Source organism: Ferruginibacter sp. HRS2-29 (genome assembly GCF_024343615.1).
Taxonomy (GTDB): Bacteria; Bacteroidota; Bacteroidia; order Chitinophagales; family Chitinophagaceae; genus Ferruginibacter.
In genome coordinates, this window is the sequence record NZ_RJUB01000136.1 from 1 (window position 1) to 20,776 (window position 20,776).

Consider the following 20,776-nt stretch of genomic DNA (forward strand, 5'->3'; position numbering starts at 1 on the left):
GAGGTTTCTTTTAACCTCCGGGCGTTTGATCCAAAACACTCCGGGGTTGGGAGAAAAACCCCGGAGGTTTTCTACCTTTAAGAATAAAACTGCGTTATGAAAACAAAACTTGCAACGCTCTTTGGGCTGATCGGTTGGTTTGCGCTCGTACTTCAGTATATACTTATTTTAAAAAACAGTCCTGGCCGCAGCACGCTGGATACGACTATCCGCTACTTTGGATTTTTTACGATTCTGACGAATACGCTGACAGCCGTGTATTTCACCGCGGTTGCCTTCGGCAAAAATGTGAAACCTGCTACCCATACTGCTGTCACGGTATATCTTACCACGGTATTCCTGGTGTACCAGTTCCTGCTGAGGGGACTGGTAGAGCTGCATGGCTGGGACATGCTGGCCGATGAATTATTGCATACGCTGCTGCCGATACTGACGCTTGTATTCTGGGTGATGTATCAGCGCTCCAAACCCGTGGGTTACGGAGTGATCTTCTTATGGACGATCTACCCGTTACTCTATCTCGCTTACACCTTAGCTTATGGAAATTCCACCAATTATTATCCTTATCCTTTTGTAAATGTGAGCAGGTTTGGCATGGGGCAGGTGCTCATCAATTCGGGTTTGCTGGTGGTGGGATTTTTGGCCATGTCGGCATTGTTTCTTTTTATTGGCAAATCGGTCATCAAAAGATAAATTACGGGTATTCCGAAATCAAAATAATTCATGCATAAATCTGTTTAATTTTTTTAAGAAAAAGAAAATAACTGAACCGTCACAAATGGATCAAGTACCCGAAACGCCCAACCTACGGGAGAACAACGATGTCATTGAACTATTGGAAAAAGCCGGTTATTTCAAATATGCAGCGCAGGAAGATATTGCGGAAATAAAAGAAGAATTGCGCGAAGGCTTACGGAATAATTATTTGAATACCGCTCATTTTTACACTCTCGCTAACCATTCGAAAGATTACCGCTATTACATGCTTGATGGTGAAACTCTTTTTGAAGATGGTGGTTTTACAGATGCCTTCAAATATCTACAATATGTATTTGATGCTATCGGCCTTGAATTTGAAGTCACGAACCATATTGAAGAAGCAGATCTCGAAAAGGTCAATCACAGTATGATCGTAAATGGAAAAGATTATGTCATCTTTAAAGATTTTCCTGGCTATGGCTGGGGCGAAGCAGCAAAGGCTTTTGCGGAAATTGTAAATGAACAGCTCTTTTTACAGGAAAAAGACGAACGGGTATTTTTATATAATGGTGGTAATGATGGAGCTGCTGTGTTGTTAACTCCTGAATTATTTGAGATCATTGATAAAGCCATCTCCGATCCTCATGGCAAACCACTTTTACTGGATAAATGGTGCAGAACTTACGGAGTAAAGTAACCATCCGGGGTAATTTTATATATAAACTCTTCGTTGTGAAAGGATTTCCCTCAAATTCCTGCTTTCAAATAATTACATCCTTTTCTATATTTCTGATGTAAATTTGCGGCGTCAAGCAAAAGCATCATCATGCAAAAAATACTACTAACACTACTGCTGCTCAATATAGCTGTACTGGCAAATGCCCAAAACAAAGGCCCGCTCTTCAAAGGGATGTATATTCAATGGGGGTACAATACCGAATGGTATACCAAAAGCAATGTTCATTTCAAAATGGGGAACGGAAATAAATTCACGCTTCATCATGTGAAAGCGCATGACAAGCCTGATATGGATGCCATCCTGAAAGAACCGGGTCAGATCTCCATTCCGCAATACAATTATCGTTTTGGTTTTTATCTCAATAAAAGCCGTACCAGGGCAATCGAGATCAACTTCGATCACATCAAATATGTAGTGACCGATTTTCAAAAGGCCCGTGTTACCGGCCAGATCGATGGCGTGCAGGTAAATGGCGACAGCATCCTCAATCCAGCTACATTCCTGCACCTGGAACACACCGATGGCGGAAATTTATTACACATCAATTATGTGGAGCAAAAGACTTTGGTAAGCAACCGCGACAAAAGCAGGCCGTTGGTGAATTTCATCTGGAAGGCCGGTGCCGGTATCAATATCCCCCGTACAGATTTTACCTGGAGAGGCGAACGGTTGAACAATAATTTCCACATCGCCGGGTACAACCTGAGTGCCGAAGCGGGTGCAAGATATTATCCGCTGAAAAGATTGTTCATCGAAGGCACGGCAAAAAGTGGTTATGTGCATTACATAAATGCGCTGGCCAACACCGCTTCGCTGAAAGGAAGCAGGGTTCATCAAGGTTTCGGCTATTTTGAACTGATTGGACTGATTGGCTACGATATCAATTTTTAAAATATGTTTTTTATCAGAATCCCTGCACAACAGCAGGGATTTTTAGTTCTTCCACCCTTAGCTCACTATACTGTCAGCCTGAGCTTGTCGAAGGCGGGATAGACCGGAATTACCTTCGACAAGCTCAGGCTGACAGCTGATTTTCAAATGGAAAAATCCGGACGGCTTTTGTATTTTTACACCTCAATGAATGCAACAGAAACACATACCGCTTTTGTAAAACAAACCGCCGCGATGCTGGGGTTTGAATTTTGCGGTATCGCGAAAGCACAGTTTCTCGACCAGGATGCACAAAGGCTGGAAACATGGCTCAGCAAAGGCATGCATGGTAATATGCATTACATGCAGAACCATTTCGATCTGCGGGTAGACCCTACCAAACTTGTTCCGGGGGCCAGATCGGTGATCACTTTACTGCTCAATTATTTTCCCGAAACCATACAAGATAAAGATGCCCCCAAAATAGCCAAATATGCTTATGGCAACGATTACCACGAAGTGATCAGGGAAAAGCTGAATCATTTTTTCTTTTTACTGAAAGAAAAGATCGGCGGGATACAGGGGCGTGGTTTTGTAGACAGTGCCCCGGTGCTGGAGAGATCGTGGGCGCAAAAAGCAGGCATGGGCTGGATCGGAAAAAACGGGAACCTCATCAACAAACAACAAGGCTCGTATTTTTTTATCGCTTCGCTGATCGTTGATGTGGAACTGACGTACGATGACGGCTACGCGAAAGATTATTGCGGCTCCTGCACCCGCTGCATCGACAGCTGCCCCACAGAAGCTATCCTTCCCGACAAAGTAGTGGATGGCAGCAAATGTATTTCCTACTTCACCATCGAGCTCAAAGAAGCTTTGTTGCCGGAAGGCATGAAAGGCAAATTCGACGACTGGTTATTCGGATGCGATACCTGCCAGGATGTTTGTCCGTGGAACCGTTTTTCGCAACCCACGCAGGAAGCAAAATTCAAAGCCAATCCGGAGATATTACATTTCTCCCCGGATGACTGGGAAGAGCTGACGGAAGAAAGTTTCAAAATAATCTTCAGGCACTCCCCTATCAAACGTACCAAATTCAACGGCATCAAAAGAAACCTTCAGTTCATCCGGCAAATCAATGTATAATTATGAATGCACAGATAGAAAAACTTTACGCGATAGCTGGTAAGAAAAAACGCCACATACTCGGCCTCATGAGCGGCACATCGCTGGATGGGCTGGACGTGGCGCTTTGCGAAATAGAAGGAAGCGGGGCCAGCACCCGGCTCATACTGAAAAATTTCTCTACTAAAAATTATTCCGCCACGTTCAAAGCGAGGGTACGGGAAGTTTTTTCGCAACGACAGGCAGACCTGCAAACCATCTGCCTGCTGAATGAATGGCTCGGCGAAAAACATGCAGAAATAGTGAACCATTGCCTGGAAGAATGGGGCGTAAAAAAAGAAGAAGTGGATCTTATCGCCAGCCATGGGCAAACGATCTATCATGCGCCCAAACATCTTCATCCACAGGATGAATTCGGCAATGGCACTTTACAGATCGGCGATGGGGATCATATAGCGGTAAAGACCGGCATCATCACGATCAGCGATTTCAGGCAAAAACACATCGCCGCTGGCGGCGAAGGCGCACCACTGGCCGCATACGGCGACTACCTGTTATTCAAAGAAAAAGACACCAATGTGATACTGCTCAACATTGGCGGCATAGCCAACCTTACTTACCTGCCGATAGAAGGGCATATGTTCAGCACCGACATCGGCCCGGGCAACACACTGATGGATGCGTGGATGCAACAGAATTTTTCCATGTTCTCATTTGATGAAAACGCTTTCATCGCAAGAGCAGGCAACATACATGATGGATTGTTATCCGCATTGAAAGAAAATGATTTTTTCAAACTGCCTTTTCCAAAAACCACCGGGCCGGAATTGTTCAGCCTGGATTACCTGTACGCTGCGCAAAAAAAATCGGGAACATCTTCCATCAGCATCAACGATACAATGGCTACGCTCAATAAATTTACCGCCGATGCCATCTGCGATGCGATCAATCAGCTCTCTTCACGAAAAGGCAAAACGAAGGTATACGTAAGCGGGGGTGGCATGCACAACATTTTGCTGATGGAGCACCTGATAAAAAATATCCGGAACGCCACCATAGATTCCACAGCAGAAAAAAATATCCATCCTGATGCGAAAGAAGCGATCCTGTTTGCCATCCTGGCCAATGAATGTGTAGCAGGAAATGCGGATAGTTTTGTGTCGGGGATCAAAAATTTCCCGGCAATCGCGATGGGAAAGATCAGTTTTCCCAATTAAGAAGTTGAGTAGGGATCTACAATAACCACGGGTTTCACCCGTGGTTATTGTAGATTAAAGCCCTTCGGGCTAATGTGAACCGTTAAAAAAAATAATTCGTAATTCGTAATTCGTAATTCGTAATTCGTAATTCGTAATTCGTAATTCTTAATTCTTAATTCGTAATTCGTAATTCTTAATTTTCTATCTTCTTCCTCAGGCTCTCCAGCGCCACTTCATACCCCGGCCCCGTCATCTTATCGGTAAATATCCCTGCAAATTTTTCCCACGGGTACCATTTCAAATGTGTGAGCGCCTGCCACTCTACCTGGTAACCGTTGCCATCCTGCAGAGGTGCCAGTGAAAGAATATTTTCCACATCTTTTTCCCCGGGGCGGATGAGTAAGAATTTTATTCCCGAAGTGGATTGCTCTGTGATCCTGATCGTATTTGTTTTACCTGCCGTATTCCATTGCACCGAAGCATTGGCGCCGGAAGATGGTGTGCTGAAAACGGCGTTACTGTCCTGCATGAAAACCGGGTGCCAGTTTTTCCAGGCTTTCAGGTCGGTTACCTGTGCCAGTATTTTGGCTTCTGGCGCATGCACCGGCATTCCGCGGACGGTTACCACTTTTGATGGTATGAACAACGACATGACTGTCACGAGCAGGAAAAGCCCTGTCAACACTACTAAAACACCTTTTATCTTATTCATCTTATTCCCATTTAAAAACTTTAACTGCCACTATATACACACCGATGCCCCACAATAATAAAATCCCGATTTCGCCTTTCACCTGCCAGAGATTTTGCCCTTCAAAAGCTACGCTGCGCATGGCAGTATTGAGATGTGTAAGCGGTAATGCTTTTGAGATCGGCTGCAGCCATTTTGGAAATGCCGCGATGGAGAAGAATGTGCCTCCCAGCAAAAATTGTGGCAGCGTGATCAGGTTGGCGAATGGCGGGATCGAACTGTCGCTCCTTGCCAATCCGCTTACGATAAAGCCAAAACCCATGAAGACCACCAGCCCCAGGAAACTCAGCACCAGCATTTCGAGCAATGTGCGGAAACCGTGCACCAGTGTAAATCCGAAGAAATAATATCCAACCAGGATGATGACCACCGCAGTGATCATCTGGAATATGATACGGCTCAACGCTTCCCCCAAAACGATGTATGTTTTGGTGATAGGAGTGGCAAAAAAACGTTTTAAGATCAGCTGGTTGCGGAGGTTGAAGAACATGAATGCCACACCGAACACACCTGAGCTCAATAAGGAAAACCCTAACTGGCCGGGTAAAATAAAATCGATCGTTTTGTATTCCCTCACCACTTCCCTGTCGGCTTTATTAGCCGGATCAAATTTGAAAGTTGCATATACCGGCCTTCCTTTGTACACCTGGTTGCTTACATTATTGATCATCCCTTCCAGCACGACCCTTAGTTGTGGCCATTGATCGTCGCTGGCGCTGGTAGTGTGCATGCTTACTTTATAAGGTGCCGCACTATCGGTACTTTTTGTTATGCTGATAATCCCTGCTACCCTTCCTTTTTGAATATCCGTCTGCATTTCTTTTTCAGTCGGATAAGTAACCATTTTGATCGCATCCGAATTTTTCATCACCGTGTACAGGATATTATTCGTGTCCGAATTTTTATCCATTACGATCCGATAAGACCTGCCGCCGCCATTGTTACCGATAAATCCAAATACGAGGATGAAAATAAATGGAAAAGCAAAGCTGAAGATCACGGCAGATGGGCTGCGGGTGATCGATCTGAGGCTTCCTTTGGTGATCGCCCACATCGCGGTAAGCTGGCTATATCTCATAAATGAAATTTAATGCAGCAAAGCTATCGCAAAAAGATCATAAAATCCGGCGGATGTGTAATAGGGGAAGTATCTTTATAAGAGAGAATGGATAATTGAATAATGGATAATAGATAATTTATCTTCGCGAAAAATATTATCCGTTATCCAATTATCCATTCATTAATATCCATTTTCAAGTCCATGAATAAAGTCTACATACTTCTGGGGGGAAACGAAGGCGATCCGGCTAAAAATCTGCGTACCGCAAAAAAGAAACTCGAAAAAGCCGTGGGCAGCATCCACCGCGAATCGTCCGTTTACCAGACGGCCGCCTGGGGAATGCTGGAGCAACCTGACTTTTTGAACCAGGTTATCATCATCGAAACTGCTTTGTCGCCCCGGGAAACCCTTGCTGCCTGTCTCGGTATAGAATCTGCGATGGGACGCGTTCGTACGGTGAAGAACGCCCCGCGGATCATCGACATCGATATACTCTTTTTTGGCAAACTGGTTCTGAAGGATTTTGCGCTGACCGTACCGCATGCTGAAATCCCCAACCGCCGGTTCGTACTGGTGCCGCTGAACGAACTGTCGCCGAATATGAAACACCCGGTATTGAATAAAACAATTCACCAACTACTCACAATTTGCCCCGACAAACTGGATGTGAAAAAAATTTGATGGCGGATAAACGGTTTCCTCTTATTTTGCGCCCGAATGAAGTATAATTTTGTAACGATCGAAGGGAACATAGGCGCGGGCAAGACCACGCTGGCACATTTACTGAGCAAACATTACAACGCAAGGCTGATACTGGAAGAATTTGCGGACAACCCTTTCCTGCCAAAATTTTACGAAAGTCCCGAGCAGTACGCGTTTCCGCTGGAGCTTTTTTTCATGGCGGAACGTTACAAACAGCTGAAAGAATTGCTGCAGACAAAAGATATGTTTCAGAATATCACGGTCAGCGATTACCTTTTTACCAAATGCCTGCTATTCGCAAAAGTGAACCTGCCCGATGAAGAATTCAAATTATACCAGAAACTTTTTGAGATCATCAACCCACAGATCGTACAGCCGGATATCCTCATCTACCTGCATACCCCGGTAAATAAATTACAGGAAAATATCAAAAAACGGAACCGCCAATACGAACTGAGCATCCCGAACGACTACCTCTTCAGCCTGCAGGAAACCTACACGCAATATATCAAGCAACATAATATCAAGACCATTTTCGTGGATGCGAGCAATGCCGATTTTCTCGGGAATGAAAAGCATCTGCAGGTGATCGTGGATGCGCTGGATAGGGAATATGAAGTTGGGCAACATTATCTTACGCTGCCTTAAGACAGGTTACTGATTATTGGATATCGTGGCGAAGATTTAAACGAAACTTAATCTCAAAGAACATCCGGCATCGGGTAATCAGGATCCCGTATCGGCTCTCTTCTTTATCTTTGTTCAAAAGAATAACAAATTGCCTTCGTTCACTAAACAGAATCCATATTTAGCTTTACGGATACCAGAGTTTAAACACTTCATCATCGGCCGGTTCATTTTCACAATGGGGATTCGTATGACAACCGGTGTTATTGCATGGTGGATGTATGAGCTGACCAACAATACGCTCGCGCTCGGCCTGGTAGGCCTGGCGGAAGTGATACCCGCCATTTCTTTGGCTTTATACGCCGGACATTATATCGACCGCAATGAAAAAAGAAAACTCTTACTTACCTGCATGACGATTTATCTATGCTGCATGGGAGTATTGTTCTTTCTTTCCACCGATTACACCAGGAGCGTGCTGAATCATTGGGTAATAGCGGGCATCATGTGTACTATAATTGCTATCACTGGTGCTGTGCGGGCATTCTCGGGGCCTTCTATGTCGGCGATGATATCACAGATCGTTCCAAAAGAAATTTTGCCTGGTGCGGTTTCCTTAAGTTCTTCCGGTTATCTGATCTCCTCTATCATAGGCCATGCTACAGCAGGTTTTCTTATCGCTCATCTCGGTGTACACAATACTTTTTATGTCGTACTCATCTTCATAAGCACCTCCATTTTCTTTTTTTCAAAACTAAAAGTAAAGCCTGTTTTTGAAATGAAAGAAAGCAAGACCTGGCAAAGCGTGAAAGAAGGTTTGCAATATGTTTTCAAAACCAAAGAATTACTCGGCGCTATGTCGCTGGATATGTTTGCGGTACTATTCGGCGGCGCTGCCGCATTGATGCCGGTATTTGCAAAAGACATATTGCACGTAGGCCCCGAAGGTTTTAGCTGGCTGAATGCCGCTACAGATATAGGTTCTATCTGCACCGTTACTTTTCTTTCCATATGGCCCTTGCAACGCAGGCAGGGAAAAATACTATTATTTGCGGTCGGGATTTTTGGCTTGTGCATGATATCATTTGCAGTATCCACAGTATTCTGGATTTCATTTATGATGCTTGTATTAAGCGGTTGTATGGATGGCGTAAGCGTGATCGTACGAAGCACTATCCTGCAGCTGAAAACCCCTGACGAACTTCGGGGGCGTGTACTCAGCGTGAGTAGCATGTTCATCAACAGCAGCAATGAACTCGGTCAATTTGAGAGTGGCGTAATGGCAAGGCTTCTCGGTACGGTACCGTCAGTGATCTTTGGCGGATGTATGACGGTGGGTGTTGTGGTGACGACGTGGTTTAAAGCACCGAGTTTGAGAAAGATGGAGTATTAATTAATAATGAATAATTAATAGTTAATAATTATTGTCATTATAACCTTCATTCTTTTCATAGTCATTTCTATCTGAGGAATTATTAATTATTCATTATTAATTATTAATTTCAAAGACTAAAGTTTCTATCATGCAACGCAGATCTTTCCTCAAAAACACCGGCCTCACATTAGGCGCCCTGGCATTCCTGAATGCTGATACACTGGCTCAATTCCTTGCTGATCCTGCTTTCAAGATCAGGATGCTGACGGATAACATCGGCATTTTTACAGAAAAAGGCGGTACCATTTTATTCATGCTTACCAAAGAAGGGACTGTGGTGGTAGACAGCCAGTTTCCGGATAGTGCGGCGCACCTGATAGACGAGATCAAAAAGAAAACGGATAAACCATTCCGGCTGCTCATCAATACCCATCATCACGGTGACCATACCAGCGGCAACATCGCTTTCAAAGGCCTGGCACAGCATGTACTCGCTCACGAAAATTCGAAAAAGAACCAGCAGGAAGTGGCGGTAAAAAATAAAACGGAAGACAAACAGTTGTATCCCAACCAGATCTTTGGTTGGGTATGGTGCGAAAAGATCGGCAGACAGGATATCTGCCTGCGTTATTTTGGCCCGGGCCATACCAACGGCGATGCTTTTGTTCATTTCAAAAAAGCGAACATCGTACACGCCGGCGACCTGGTATTCAATCGCAGGCACCCGTTTGTTGACCGTTCCGCCGGGGCGAATATCAGCAGCTGGATCACTGTGCTGGAAAAGGCCACTTCCACGTTTAAGGCCAGGACAACCTACATTTCCGGCCACTCCGGCGAAGGATATGATGTGGTATTGACAAAAGCCGATGTGCTGGCTTTCAGGGACTATCTTTCCAATGTGCTGAAGTATACGGGTGAGCAGATCAAAGCAGGAAAAACACTGGATGAAATTGTAAAAAACACGAAAGAAATCCCCGGTTCTCCTGAATGGAAAGGCGATGGGATAGACAGGCCGTTGAAAGCGGCGTATGAAGAACTGACGCTTTCAATTAATAATTAATAATGAATAATTAATAATCAGGTTACCAGGCTTATACTTTTATAAATAATCAACGTTCATATTATTTAAAAGAAAAAATTCCTTCTTAAAGTAAAATGTCATTCACTTAAATGCCCACTCCGAAAAAATTATTAATTATTAATTATTCATTATTCATTCTATGTCTTCTATAAACGAAATTTATCTCTCCAGCTCCATCAAACATTTTAAAACCTACCAGCTGATGGCCGAAAAAGCCATGGAGCAACTGGAAGAAGAAAAACTATTCATTTCGCCGGCGGCGGGCAGCAACAGCATCGCCATCATTGTGCAACACATGGCAGGCAACCTCCTCTCCCGTTTTACGGATTTTCTCACCACAGATGGAGAAAAGGAATGGCGCAACAGGGAGGAGGAATTTGAAGTGGTGATCAACAACCGCTTTGACCTGGTAAAACAATGGAACAAAGGATGGGATTGCGTTTTCAAAGCGCTGGATGAATTGCAGCCGGGGCAGCTTTCCGAAACTGTTTACATCCGCAAAGAAGCGCATTCCGTACTGGATGCCATCAACAGGCAACTGGCGCATCATGCTTCGCATGTGGGGCAGATTGTGTATATAGCCAAAATGCTGAAGGGGGAAGAGTTTGAGAGTCTTTCTATTCCTAAGAAGAAAAATATTAATGGATAACGGCATAATGGATAATGCTTCCGTCAGTAAAGAGTTTCAGAACAGTAAATGATTCAAACAGGAAACATTATCCATTATTTACTTTTCTATTAATTTCTCCAGCACATAATACACCGCCGGGCAAAACGTAGAGTTCTTCTGCGTGATCTTTGGCCGTTTCAAAAAAACGTCTTCATCGGTGTAAGGGAAGCGGGCGCAATCCGTTGGGCGGTGCTCATAGATACTACAGAAATTATCGGCGCCCAGGAAAGGGCATGGTTTTGAATTGACCACGTAGTCGCCATCCTCATCTACTTTCAGGTATTTATTGATAAGGTCACCATCTTTGATCCTGAGATGTTTGGCAACCCGTTTTATATCCGTCGTCTTGAACCTCGGAGAATAATTTTTGCAGCAGGCAGCGCAATCCAGGCAATCGATTTTACTGAATGCCTCTTCATGCAGGTCAGGCAAAACCTTCAGCGTTTTGTTCTTATCGGCCCGATGCAAAAACTTGGTATATAGCTTCTGCCGGTCACCCGATTTCTTTTGCCAGTTATTCAGCAGGTCTTTTTCCATTGTTGCAAATATCGCTTTAAAAATTTTCACTGATATGTTGACAATGAAATTTTTATGGCTATTTTTATCAAAATACTATAAATGAAAACAGTTATCGTTCCATTGGATTTTTCTGAAACCTCTTTCAATGCTGCACATTATGCGGCCAATATGTATAAGGACCGCGAAGATGTAGCGCTGATACTCTATCATTTTTATCATGCTGCCGAAGATAAGGAAATCACGCAGCACTACCTGGATACCCTACAGGCCGAGCTTGCCGTGGGTTCCACTACCCTTACCCAGGCTGTAACCGAATCGGGCGACAATTTCATCGACAGCCTGAGCGCCTTCGCACATGTAAAAGGAGCCTACATGATCGTAATGGGGCTGACCGGAAAAACGAAGCTGGAACAACGCTTTTCGGGGACCAATACTTTGAAGATGGCTGAAAAGAACGTTTGCCCGGTATTGATCGTGCCCGAAGATGCCGCTTATGTTAGCATCAGCAACGTTTTGATCACTTCGCAGATGAAGTATGTGGAAGATACCCCGGTTTTGCTGGCGGTAAAACGCGTGCTGACTGATTTCAGGCCGGCCGTACACATCCTCAATGTAGATGAAAGCCATTATATTTCGCTCACCACTGATTTTAAAGCGGAAAGGGATAAAATGGAGGCCCTGCTGATCGACTTCAAGCCGGAATTTTATTTCATGCGTTTATTTGATTTTCACGAATCGGTAAACCTGTTTGCCCACGATAAAAACATCGATATGATCATCATCGGGCCACAACACCATAGTTTCTACGAAAAATTATTCAAGACCCAGCATACGAAGAAAATGATCTACCAGAGTAAAGTGCCGGTATTGGCAGTACATGAGTAGGTTTAGAGATTAGGATTTAGAGGTTTAGAAGCCTGGAAAGCTATATAGATTATTAAAATTCATAATGGAAGTGCTTCAGTAATGGGGCACTTTTTTTATAATACATTGGTTTTGAAGAAAAAAATTATTCTGTGCCAATTAAGCAGGCCCAACTCATTTTTGACACGCTTTTTGTGCCATTTCCTCTATACAAAAAAAAATCTGGCACACTACACGTTTTCCCGCGTCACTCCCTAGACCTCCTAAACTCCTAAACCTCCAAACTCCTACTCTTCCACCTATTATCCACTAATCTTTCTTCAGTGCTGAAATGTTATTATATAAACGTAATTTTGCGGCGTCTTTATTTTACACAATTCCGCACAACCTTCATAATAATAACCTACTATGAATATTTTCGAGCAACAGCAGCACGAGTTTGCTTCCAGGCATATAGGGCCGAATGAATCTGAAACCGCTGCCATGTTAAAAGTGATCGGCGTTTCATCCATAGATGAATTGATTGACAAAACCGTTCCGGCAGCGATAAGAAACCATTCCCCACTCAACACCGGCGCCCCGTTAAGCGAATTTGCCTACCTCACCCAACTGGCTGAAACGGCCAAACTGAACAAAATCTATAAAACATACATCGGCCAGGGATATTACGGCACCATCGTTCCGAGTGTGATACTCCGAACGGTTTTTGAAAATCCGGGCTGGTACACTCAATATACCCCTTACCAGGCCGAAATTGCACAGGGGCGCCTCGAAAGCTTATTGAATTTCCAAACCATGGTAAGCGACCTTTGCGCCCTGCCGATCGCCAATGCCAGCCTGCTCGATGAAGGCACTGCAGCCGCTGAAGCGATGGCGATGCTTTTCAATCATAAAAATAAAAATACCGACCATATCACTTCGCCGAAATTCTTTGTGGATGAAGCCATCTTTGCTCAAACAAAAGATATCCTCATCACCAGGGCTTTGCCGATACATGTTGAACTTGTTTTTGGCGATTACGCTACGGCTCAACTGGACGAAACTTACTTCGGGGCATTGGTGCAATATCCCAACAGCAATGGGCTGGTAAGCGATTATAAAAAATTCATTGACGATGCACACGCTGTAAATGCGCTCGTAGTGATGGCTACGGATCTGCTGGCACTTACGCTGCTTACCCCTCCGGGTGAACTGGGAGCGGATGTGGCCATCGGTAACTCACAACGCTTCGGCGTACCAATGGGTTTTGGCGGACCGCATGCCGCATTCTTTGCCTGCAAAGACGAATTCAAAAGGAATATCCCCGGCCGTATCATCGGCGTAAGCGTGGATGCACAGGGCAACCGTTGCCTGCGTATGGCACTGCAAACCCGTGAACAACATATCCGCCGCGAAAAAGCGACAAGCAACATTTGTACGGCGCAGGCTTTGCTGGCAAACATGGCAGCAATGTATGCTGTATATCATGGCGCCGAAGGATTGAAAAATATAGCGAAAAGGACAAGCCTGCTGGCGCAGACACTCAGCCATGAGCTGGATGCACTCGGCTTTGAAAATATAAACAAGGCTTATTTCGATACACTGAAAATAAAAGTGGACGATGTGGCGCAGGTAAAACAACTTGCCCTCAACAATGAACTCAATTTCCATTACTTCGAAAATGCAGTAGGTATCTCAGTAGATGAAACTACTACTCAAAGGGATATTTTGAACATCATCCATCTGTTTGCGGGTATCCGTAACAGTGATACTGCCACTGCTAATTTCAACGCAGATACTTTGCTGGAAAATATTCCTTCCAATCTTACGAGGACGTCGGATTTTCTTACTCATCCGGTTTTCAATACGCACAGGAGCGAAACTGAAATGATGCGTTACATCAAGCTGCTGGAAAACAAAGACCTCAGCCTGAATACTTCGATGATCTCCCTGGGCAGCTGCACGATGAAGCTGAACGCCGCTACACAGCTGATACCGGTTAGCTGGCCTGCGTTCAACTCCATCCACCCCTTTGCTCCTGCAGATCAATGGAAAGGTTATCGCAGGATCATCACCGAACTGGAAAATGCATTGAGCAATATCACCGGTTTTGCAGCCACTTCGCTTCAGCCTAACAGTGGCGCACAGGGTGAATACACCGGGCTGCTCACCATCGCTGCCTACCATGCCGACAGGAATGAAGCACACAGGAACATCATCCTGATACCTATCTCCGCACACGGAACCAACCCCGCAAGTGCTGTAATGGCAGGCTTTAAGGTGGTGGTTACCAAATGTGACGAAGCGGGGAATATCGACGTGGAAGACATGAGGTTGAATGCTGAAAAATACAAAGACAGTCTTGCAGGCCTGATGGTCACTTACCCAAGTACGCATGGTGTATTTGAAGAAAGCATCATCGACATATGCAAACTCATTCACGATAATGGTGGCCTGGTATATATGGATGGTGCGAATATGAATGCGCAGGTCGGACTGACCAGCCCCGGTTTCATCGGCGCCGATGTATGCCACCTGAACCTCCACAAAACATTCGCTATCCCGCATGGCGGCGGCGGCCCCGGCATGGGACCGATATGTGTGAATGAAAAACTCGCTCCGTATTTACCAGGGCATGTTTCTCAACAAAATCCGGGTACTGCTATTCACGCGGTAAGCGCAGCCGCATTCGGCAGCGCCAGCATATTACTGATCAGTTATGCTTATATAAAATTGCTGGGTGCATCGGGATTGAAAAAAAGCACTGAGTATGCCATTCTGAATGCCAACTATATGAAGGCCAGGTTGCAGAATGATTTCAAAATATTGTATACCGGAAAGAACGGAACCTGCGCACATGAATTTATTGTTGACCTGAGGCCGTTCAAACAAAGCGCCGGTATCGAAGCGGAAGACGTAGCCAAGAGGCTGATGGATTATAATTTCCATGCGCCCACATTAAGTTTCCCTGTAGCAGGCACTATCATGATAGAACCTACCGAAAGTGAAGACAAAGCTGAACTGGACAGGTTCTGCGATGCATTGCTCAATATCCGTAAGGAAATAAAAGCGGTGGAAGATGGATCTGCAGACAAACAAAATAATGTGTTGAAAAATGCGCCACACACACAACTGATCATTACAGCGGATGAATGGAGCAAGCCTTATGGCAGGCAACAGGCCGCATATCCACTGGAATACGTGAAGGATAACAAATTCTGGCCTTCGGTAAGCAGGGTGAACAATACCGTGGGTGACAGGAACCTGATCTGCACCTGTGAGCCAACCAGTGCATATGCAGATAGTGAATAGTCAATAGTGAATAGTGAATAGTGAATAGTGAAACCTTCGAAGTTTTTACTTTAAGCTGAATTTATACTCTTGAAGTAAATAGACAAACACTTTCGTGTAATTCGTGTTACCACTTTAAAAAAAATTTAATAACGTCCTGTAACTATGGGACGTTATTTTTTTTAACAACCGGATAAAATCATGGCACAGTTATTTGTATATGTATCGTACAAAAAACAAGTGTTATGAAAAAGATCAAATTAACCCTCTTGATTGCCTGTACGATGGCTTTATTTTCATCGACAGCTTTTGCCCAGAGCGGATTGCAGGGAGCAATGGATAATACCATCAGAAAAAGCGAGATTGCTAAAAACCCGGAAAGAAACAGGAACGACGGGTTATTCCGTACTAAAAACAGCAGTCACAGGGGAAATTCATACAACCGCTACAACCGTAATGACCGTAAACATTATTACCGTCATGATAACGGCAAACATAAAGGCTGGTACAAACATAAAAAAAATCACAAACGCCCTCATGGCCGTTCTCCCTGGAGGAAATAATGAAATAGCCGCTCTTAAAAATACGAGCGGCTATTTTATTTAAATTTTTCTCATCTTACATCTGGCATCTATCAACTTACATCCCACAACATTCCTATAACCTGTAACAAACAGCGTTGATATTCATACCTGCCCCTACTGAAGCGAATAAGATCACATCGCCTTTTTCAAGTTTATGTTCGGGCATTTCATTTTTCGTTACCAGGTCGTACAAGGTAGGAACCGTGGCTACACTGCTGTTGCCGAGTTTATGGATACTCATCGGCATGATGTCTTTTGGCGGAGGTGTGCTGCCGTATAATTTATACATCGCTTTGATGATCCCTTCGTCCATCTTTTCATTCGCCTGGTGAATGAAAACTTTTTTCAATACACTGATATCAACACCTGCTTTATCCAGGCAATCTTTCATTGCCATCGGCACATGTTTCATGGCATATTCATATACTTTACGCCCCTTCATTTTTATATAACGGATGCGTGGGTCGCTATCAGGATAATTCGATTTGCCCATGAACAAATAATTCACTTCGTCGAGGCAATGCGCCTGTACGGAAGCAGAGAGTATCCCGCTTTCCGTTTCATCTTTTGCTTCCAGCACGCATGCCCCGGCTCCGTCAGAAAATATCATGCTGTCGCGGTCGTAATCGTCGAGCACACGGCTGAGTGTTTCTGTTCCTATTACCAGACATTTTTTTGCGATGCCTGCTTTAAAGAATGCATCCGCCTGTATCACTCCCTGTATCCACCCCGGGCAGCCGAACAGGATATCGTACGGCACGCAATTCGGATTTTTGATATTCAAAGCATGTTTGATCCTCGATGCCAGTGCCGGCATCACATCCGTCTGGATCGTATGTTTTATGACGTTACCAAAATTATGAGCCACGATGATCTGGTCTAAAGTTTCCGGGTCGCAGCCGGCATCTTCGAGTGCTATCCTTGCGGCAATAGCTCCCATATCAGATGCATCCATAGTGGCGGTGGCATAACGCCTTTCGGCGATACCGGTGATCTGTTCGAATTTATTTACCACTTCCGTCGGATCCGTTTCGATCCGCACATTATCCTCCGCATAAAAATTATGAATGGTGAAATCTTTATTCGTTTTTATTATCGGCGGAACAAAACTTCCCGTACCGGTTATTACTGCTCTTATTGATGACATATCGCGTGATTTAAAGATTAAAATTAAATTATAAAGTGCATTAACCGGATACTTTTTTCTTCAAACCCGGTATCAGCATGGCCGTTCGCTTTTGATAATTCCTGTAGTAATCTCCGAACTTATCCACGAGTTTAAGTTCTTCAAAGTAGATGCCAATTACTGTGTAAACAATGATGATAACAGCAGCGAGCACATTAGACACGAAAGGAAAATAGCCGGCTATGGCAATAATGAACAGGAATGTAGCGAGATAGAGTGGGTGACGTACATAACGATGTATGCCTGATATTTCCAGCTTTTCGCGTTGGCCATTCAACCGGATACCACTCATTTGCCGGAAATATTTCATTACACATATGGTCATACCCGAAAGGCCCGTAGCCAGCAAAATACCCAAAATAATATATGCGGCCATACCGGGTGTGTAAATACGAGGGCTTTTGATGGTGACCAAAAAACAGATCATGCAGATGAGCCCTGCCAGGGCGAACAGGTTATAAGCCAGCCGATACGCACGATCCGACAACCTCAATTTCTTCTTTAGGACATTCCTGACCGCCGTTGCAGCCAGGGCGCTATGCAAAAAACAATAGGTTATCAGCAACAGACAAAATATGATATGATCACTTACCACGTTGATACTAAGTTACCTATAAGAATCCGGCTGTAAGAAAATAAGTTTTTGCCGGCTTTAATCAATAAAACTCATATATTTGCACATTATTAATACAATACAAATTTAAAATGGACACTAAAAATCAAGGTACCGTTAAGTTTTTCAACTCTGAAAAAGGTTTCGGCTTCATTAAACATGACGATTCTGACAAAGAAACTTTCGTACATGTAAGCGGACTTATCAACGACATCAAAGAAGGTGATAAAGTTGAATTCGAACTGCAGAATGGTAAAAAAGGAATGAATGCTGTTAATGTAACAGTTGTAGGATAAATGTAAAATCATTTAAATTTCTTAAGGGTTACTGGTAAAACAGTAACCCATTTTTTTTATCCATATACTAACAAATTATTCATTTCCATAGCTGTATTTTCTGTTACATTTACAAAAAATAAATTTTACATATGAAGCAATATTTACTGGTATCATGCCTTCTTTTATCCGCTGCCGCTAATGCGCAAAACAACAACGCGGCCATTCTTAAAAAGGGACAGGAACTCACGATCGTTACGGCCAACAAAATGACGATCGACATGATGATGCCGATGACCAACAACAGCACCAGCACTTATAAAATAAAAGTACTGGAGGCCGATGCAAAAAATTATACCGTAACAAGCACATTGAGCAAACTGGTGGTAGATGGCAGCATGATGGGACAAACCATCGCTTTTGACTCAGATAAAAAAGAAGACAGGGAATCAGATAACGGGAAAGAATTTGCTTCTTCACTCGACAAAACCGATACTTTACTGATTGATATAAAAACAGGTGAAGCGAAAGACCTCAGCCCCGAAAGAAATGCAGGGTCAAACCCTGGTGATGGTTTACAGGGTATGATCACCGGGGCTGCGCAAAACACCGGTGCTGCCACCGTATCGAGTATATTCTTTGTGATACCTGGTGAAGTGAAAGCAGGTGCCACCTGGACTGACAGCTCTGCTATAGAAGGGATCAAGACCATCAATACCTATAAGATCGAGAAGATCGATAATGGGGTTGCTACCATCTCAACTGTGGGCTCCGCCAACGGAAGTTCCAATATGGAAGCACAAGGCCAGTCGATGGAAATGAAGATGAAAACTACCACTACAGGCACCATCACTGTAGATACCAAAACCAGCCTGGTGAAAAAAAGAAGTAATGCTGCCAACATCGAAGGGTCGATGAATGCAATGGGACAGGATATACCATTTACAAGCAAGACTACGATTGAATCTACCTATCAGTAATAATTTTGTGACCATAAATAAACAAGCCCCGGATAATTCCTGGGCTTGTTTATTTATGGCCGTATTGCTATTTTATTGTTTTAATCTCAGCACCACCAGCAGTCGTTGAGGAAGGAGTATTATCTTTTGCCGAACTAGTTGTTTTTGCAGCTCCCGGTTTGGTGATGTTTTTGTCATCAGCTGCCAATTTATCTTTTTGCAACGTAGCTTTATTCGGCCGTGTCAGGTAATCGATGCTCTTTTCGTCGGGCAATCCCCACTCTTTAGCATGCAGGTAATAACCTTTGAATTCTTTTTCTTTTTCTACTTCCGGAACAACCCTGTGCGCATTGGCAAATTTATCCTGCCGCACACCGGTCACTTCCCAGCTTACTTCGATATTCGGCTTGTCCGTCATGATCACAAATGTATTGCCCGTAATTTTTTTGGCAATACGCACCTGCACGAATTGTGTTTCATCAATGATGGTTAACTGGTATTTGAAATCTTTGTTTTCCGCTTCAAAGTAGGAAGGCAGCGTTACTACAGCTTTTCCCTGTGCATCGGTAGTTACATTGCCATTGTAAATGTTCATCATGTCGGGACTTTCCACAAAAGAATGATAGAGGTATTTATTGGCGGGGTCGAGCGGATGATCGATCTTGAACGTACCCGAGCCTTTTGCAATAGATCCGGTTACCTGCACATTACCCGAAAAATAACCCGCATAGTTCGTGGCGGCTCCTGTAGCAAATCCATACACACCGTACCGCGCTGTTGGCACTGCAGCGCCACCAATGGTATTGGCATATCCATATACGCCATAAGAGTTTCCTCCACCGGTTGTTGCTGCAAAAAAAGCATTCTTATTATATCCCGCAACACCGATACCATTAACAGACACCCCCTGCACGCCTGCTGTGTTAGCCGATCCATATACGCCCAGGTCCTGATTGCCCAACGCAAATACGGCATTTGCCTGCTGGTTATTAATCCCATTATAGCCGATACCCTGGATACCTGTGCCATAGTTGCTCGTATTGTATTCTCCCTGCAGTGCGCCTTTCAGGCAGCCTTGCGCTGTATAGGAATATGCCATGATAGCGGCGAAAGTGTCGACAGCCGGTACAGGCGTTGCCGGTTGAACTACATGCAACCTTCCAAAAGGAGTAGTTGTACCAAAACCAGAAGCACCATTATTGACGATGATACCTCGTGCGCCAGATCCACCATCGAAAAACCCGCCGGCTCCGGATCCGGTAGAAACGCCCCAAACCCCATAACCTCCCCCGCTGTTTACCCCCGTAACACCACCATAGCCCCCTGAAGTAAGGCCATAAATACCACTCTGCGACTCGCTTACGCCCAATAATCCAATACCTGTAGTGGAAGTGCCGTAGATAGTTGCACTGGTGATAACGGTTGTAGGCGGCAGTGCAGTTAAAACACCAAACAAGGTATTCCGTTTGGCAGCAGCACCTGTGTCGATCACATGCAGCCTGTATTCGGGATTTATAGTTCCGATACCGGTATTGCCGGTTTGTGCATTGACAGTAAATAAATATGAGGAAAGAAAAAACGCTCCGATGGTAAATAAGAATTTCATTT

At 44.2% G+C, this 20,776-nt stretch carries 21 protein-coding genes; 15 read left to right on the top strand and 6 right to left on the bottom strand.

The window, feature by feature from the left end:
- Positions 1–96: 96 nt before the first annotated feature.
- The 5 genes from EGI32_RS14670 to EGI32_RS14690 all read left to right on the top strand — a co-directional run bounded on the left by EGI32_RS14670 (position 97) and on the right by EGI32_RS14690 (position 4,650).
- Positions 97–693, top strand: coding sequence for a Pr6Pr family membrane protein (locus tag EGI32_RS14670; protein ID WP_255155386.1), 597 nt, complete (start codon positions 97–99; stop codon positions 691–693).
- Between the two features lie 85 nt (positions 694–778).
- A complete protein-coding gene (locus tag EGI32_RS14675) occupies positions 779–1,396 on the top strand; it encodes a hypothetical protein (protein ID WP_255155385.1) in 618 nt (205 codons plus the stop codon).
- 129 nt (positions 1,397–1,525) lie between these two features.
- Positions 1,526–2,329 (top strand): hypothetical protein, encoded by an 804-nt coding sequence (locus EGI32_RS14680; protein ID WP_255156110.1) that lies wholly within the window; start codon positions 1,526–1,528, stop codon positions 2,327–2,329.
- A 186-nt stretch (positions 2,330–2,515) separates the two neighbouring features.
- Positions 2,516–3,454, top strand: coding sequence for a tRNA epoxyqueuosine(34) reductase QueG (gene queG, locus EGI32_RS14685; protein ID WP_255156111.1), 939 nt, complete (start codon positions 2,516–2,518; stop codon positions 3,452–3,454).
- Between the two features lie 2 nt (positions 3,455–3,456).
- On the top strand, positions 3,457–4,650 hold the full coding sequence (locus EGI32_RS14690) for an anhydro-N-acetylmuramic acid kinase (RefSeq protein ID WP_255156112.1): 1,194 nt from the start codon (positions 3,457–3,459) through the stop codon (positions 4,648–4,650).
- A 175-nt stretch (positions 4,651–4,825) separates the two neighbouring features.
- Here EGI32_RS14690 and EGI32_RS14695 read toward each other — a convergent pair whose 3' ends face one another.
- Together EGI32_RS14695 and EGI32_RS14700 are read right to left on the bottom strand one after the other, a co-directional pair.
- Entirely contained in the window at positions 4,826–5,344 is a 519-nt protein-coding gene (locus EGI32_RS14695; protein WP_255156113.1) for a hypothetical protein, read from the bottom strand.
- A gap of 1 nt (position 5,345) precedes the next feature.
- Positions 5,346–6,461, bottom strand: coding sequence for an ABC transporter permease (locus tag EGI32_RS14700; protein ID WP_255156114.1), 1,116 nt, complete (start codon positions 6,459–6,461; stop codon positions 5,346–5,348).
- Positions 6,462–6,644: 183 nt separating this feature from the next.
- Between EGI32_RS14700 and folK the strand changes: the two genes are divergently transcribed.
- From folK to EGI32_RS14725, 5 genes are all read left to right on the top strand, one after another.
- Entirely contained in the window at positions 6,645–7,124 is a 480-nt protein-coding gene (folK, locus tag EGI32_RS14705; protein ID WP_255156115.1) for a 2-amino-4-hydroxy-6-hydroxymethyldihydropteridine diphosphokinase, read from the top strand.
- Between the two features lie 36 nt (positions 7,125–7,160).
- Positions 7,161–7,793 (top strand): deoxynucleoside kinase, encoded by a 633-nt coding sequence (locus tag EGI32_RS14710; protein WP_255156116.1) that lies wholly within the window; start codon positions 7,161–7,163, stop codon positions 7,791–7,793.
- Between the two features lie 130 nt (positions 7,794–7,923).
- Complete coding sequence (locus EGI32_RS14715) at positions 7,924–9,165, top strand: MFS transporter (RefSeq protein ID WP_255156117.1); 1,242 nt, start codon at positions 7,924–7,926, stop codon at positions 9,163–9,165.
- Positions 9,166–9,295: 130 nt separating this feature from the next.
- The gene (locus EGI32_RS14720) at positions 9,296–10,207 is read left to right on the top strand and encodes an MBL fold metallo-hydrolase (RefSeq protein WP_255156118.1); all 912 of its coding nucleotides are present in this window, start codon (positions 9,296–9,298) and stop codon (positions 10,205–10,207) included.
- 160 nt (positions 10,208–10,367) lie between these two features.
- On the top strand, positions 10,368–10,877 hold the full coding sequence (locus EGI32_RS14725; protein ID WP_255156119.1) for a DUF1572 family protein: 510 nt from the start codon (positions 10,368–10,370) through the stop codon (positions 10,875–10,877).
- Positions 10,878–10,955: 78 nt separating this feature from the next.
- Here EGI32_RS14725 and EGI32_RS14730 read toward each other — a convergent pair whose 3' ends face one another.
- Positions 10,956–11,435 carry a YkgJ family cysteine cluster protein gene (locus EGI32_RS14730; RefSeq protein WP_255156120.1) on the bottom strand — a complete coding sequence of 160 codons (480 nt, stop codon included), beginning with the start codon at positions 11,433–11,435 and terminating at the stop codon, positions 10,956–10,958.
- Between the two features lie 81 nt (positions 11,436–11,516).
- Between EGI32_RS14730 and EGI32_RS14735 the strand changes: the two genes are divergently transcribed.
- The 3 genes from EGI32_RS14735 (at position 11,517) to EGI32_RS14745 (ending at position 16,114) form a co-directional block, all read left to right on the top strand.
- Positions 11,517–12,302, top strand: coding sequence for a universal stress protein (locus EGI32_RS14735; RefSeq protein WP_255156121.1), 786 nt, complete (start codon positions 11,517–11,519; stop codon positions 12,300–12,302).
- 387 nt (positions 12,303–12,689) lie between these two features.
- Positions 12,690–15,572, top strand: coding sequence for an aminomethyl-transferring glycine dehydrogenase (gcvP, locus tag EGI32_RS14740; RefSeq protein ID WP_255156122.1), 2,883 nt, complete (start codon positions 12,690–12,692; stop codon positions 15,570–15,572).
- A 224-nt stretch (positions 15,573–15,796) separates the two neighbouring features.
- A complete protein-coding gene (locus tag EGI32_RS14745; protein WP_255156123.1) occupies positions 15,797–16,114 on the top strand; it encodes a hypothetical protein in 318 nt (105 codons plus the stop codon).
- Between the two features lie 94 nt (positions 16,115–16,208).
- Here EGI32_RS14745 and EGI32_RS14750 read toward each other — a convergent pair whose 3' ends face one another.
- Positions 16,209–17,282 (bottom strand): 3-oxoacyl-ACP synthase III family protein, encoded by a 1,074-nt coding sequence (locus EGI32_RS14750; protein ID WP_255156124.1) that lies wholly within the window; start codon positions 17,280–17,282, stop codon positions 16,209–16,211.
- Between the two features lie 40 nt (positions 17,283–17,322).
- Positions 17,323–17,886, bottom strand: a complete 564-nt coding sequence (locus tag EGI32_RS14755; RefSeq protein WP_255156125.1) for an isoprenylcysteine carboxylmethyltransferase family protein — start codon at positions 17,884–17,886, stop codon at positions 17,323–17,325.
- A 140-nt stretch (positions 17,887–18,026) separates the two neighbouring features.
- Here EGI32_RS14755 and EGI32_RS14760 point away from each other — a divergent pair, with 140 nt between their 5' ends.
- Both EGI32_RS14760 and EGI32_RS14765 read left to right on the top strand, forming a co-directional pair.
- A complete protein-coding gene (locus tag EGI32_RS14760) occupies positions 18,027–18,230 on the top strand; it encodes a cold-shock protein (protein ID WP_255156126.1) in 204 nt (67 codons plus the stop codon).
- Between the two features lie 131 nt (positions 18,231–18,361).
- Positions 18,362–19,189, top strand: coding sequence for a DUF6263 family protein (locus EGI32_RS14765; RefSeq protein ID WP_255156127.1), 828 nt, complete (start codon positions 18,362–18,364; stop codon positions 19,187–19,189).
- Positions 19,190–19,256: 67 nt separating this feature from the next.
- On the opposite strand, the gene EGI32_RS14770 is transcribed toward EGI32_RS14765, so the two are convergent.
- On the bottom strand, positions 19,257–20,774 hold the full coding sequence (locus EGI32_RS14770; protein ID WP_255156128.1) for a hypothetical protein: 1,518 nt from the start codon (positions 20,772–20,774) through the stop codon (positions 19,257–19,259).
- Positions 20,775–20,776 lie beyond the last annotated feature (2 nt).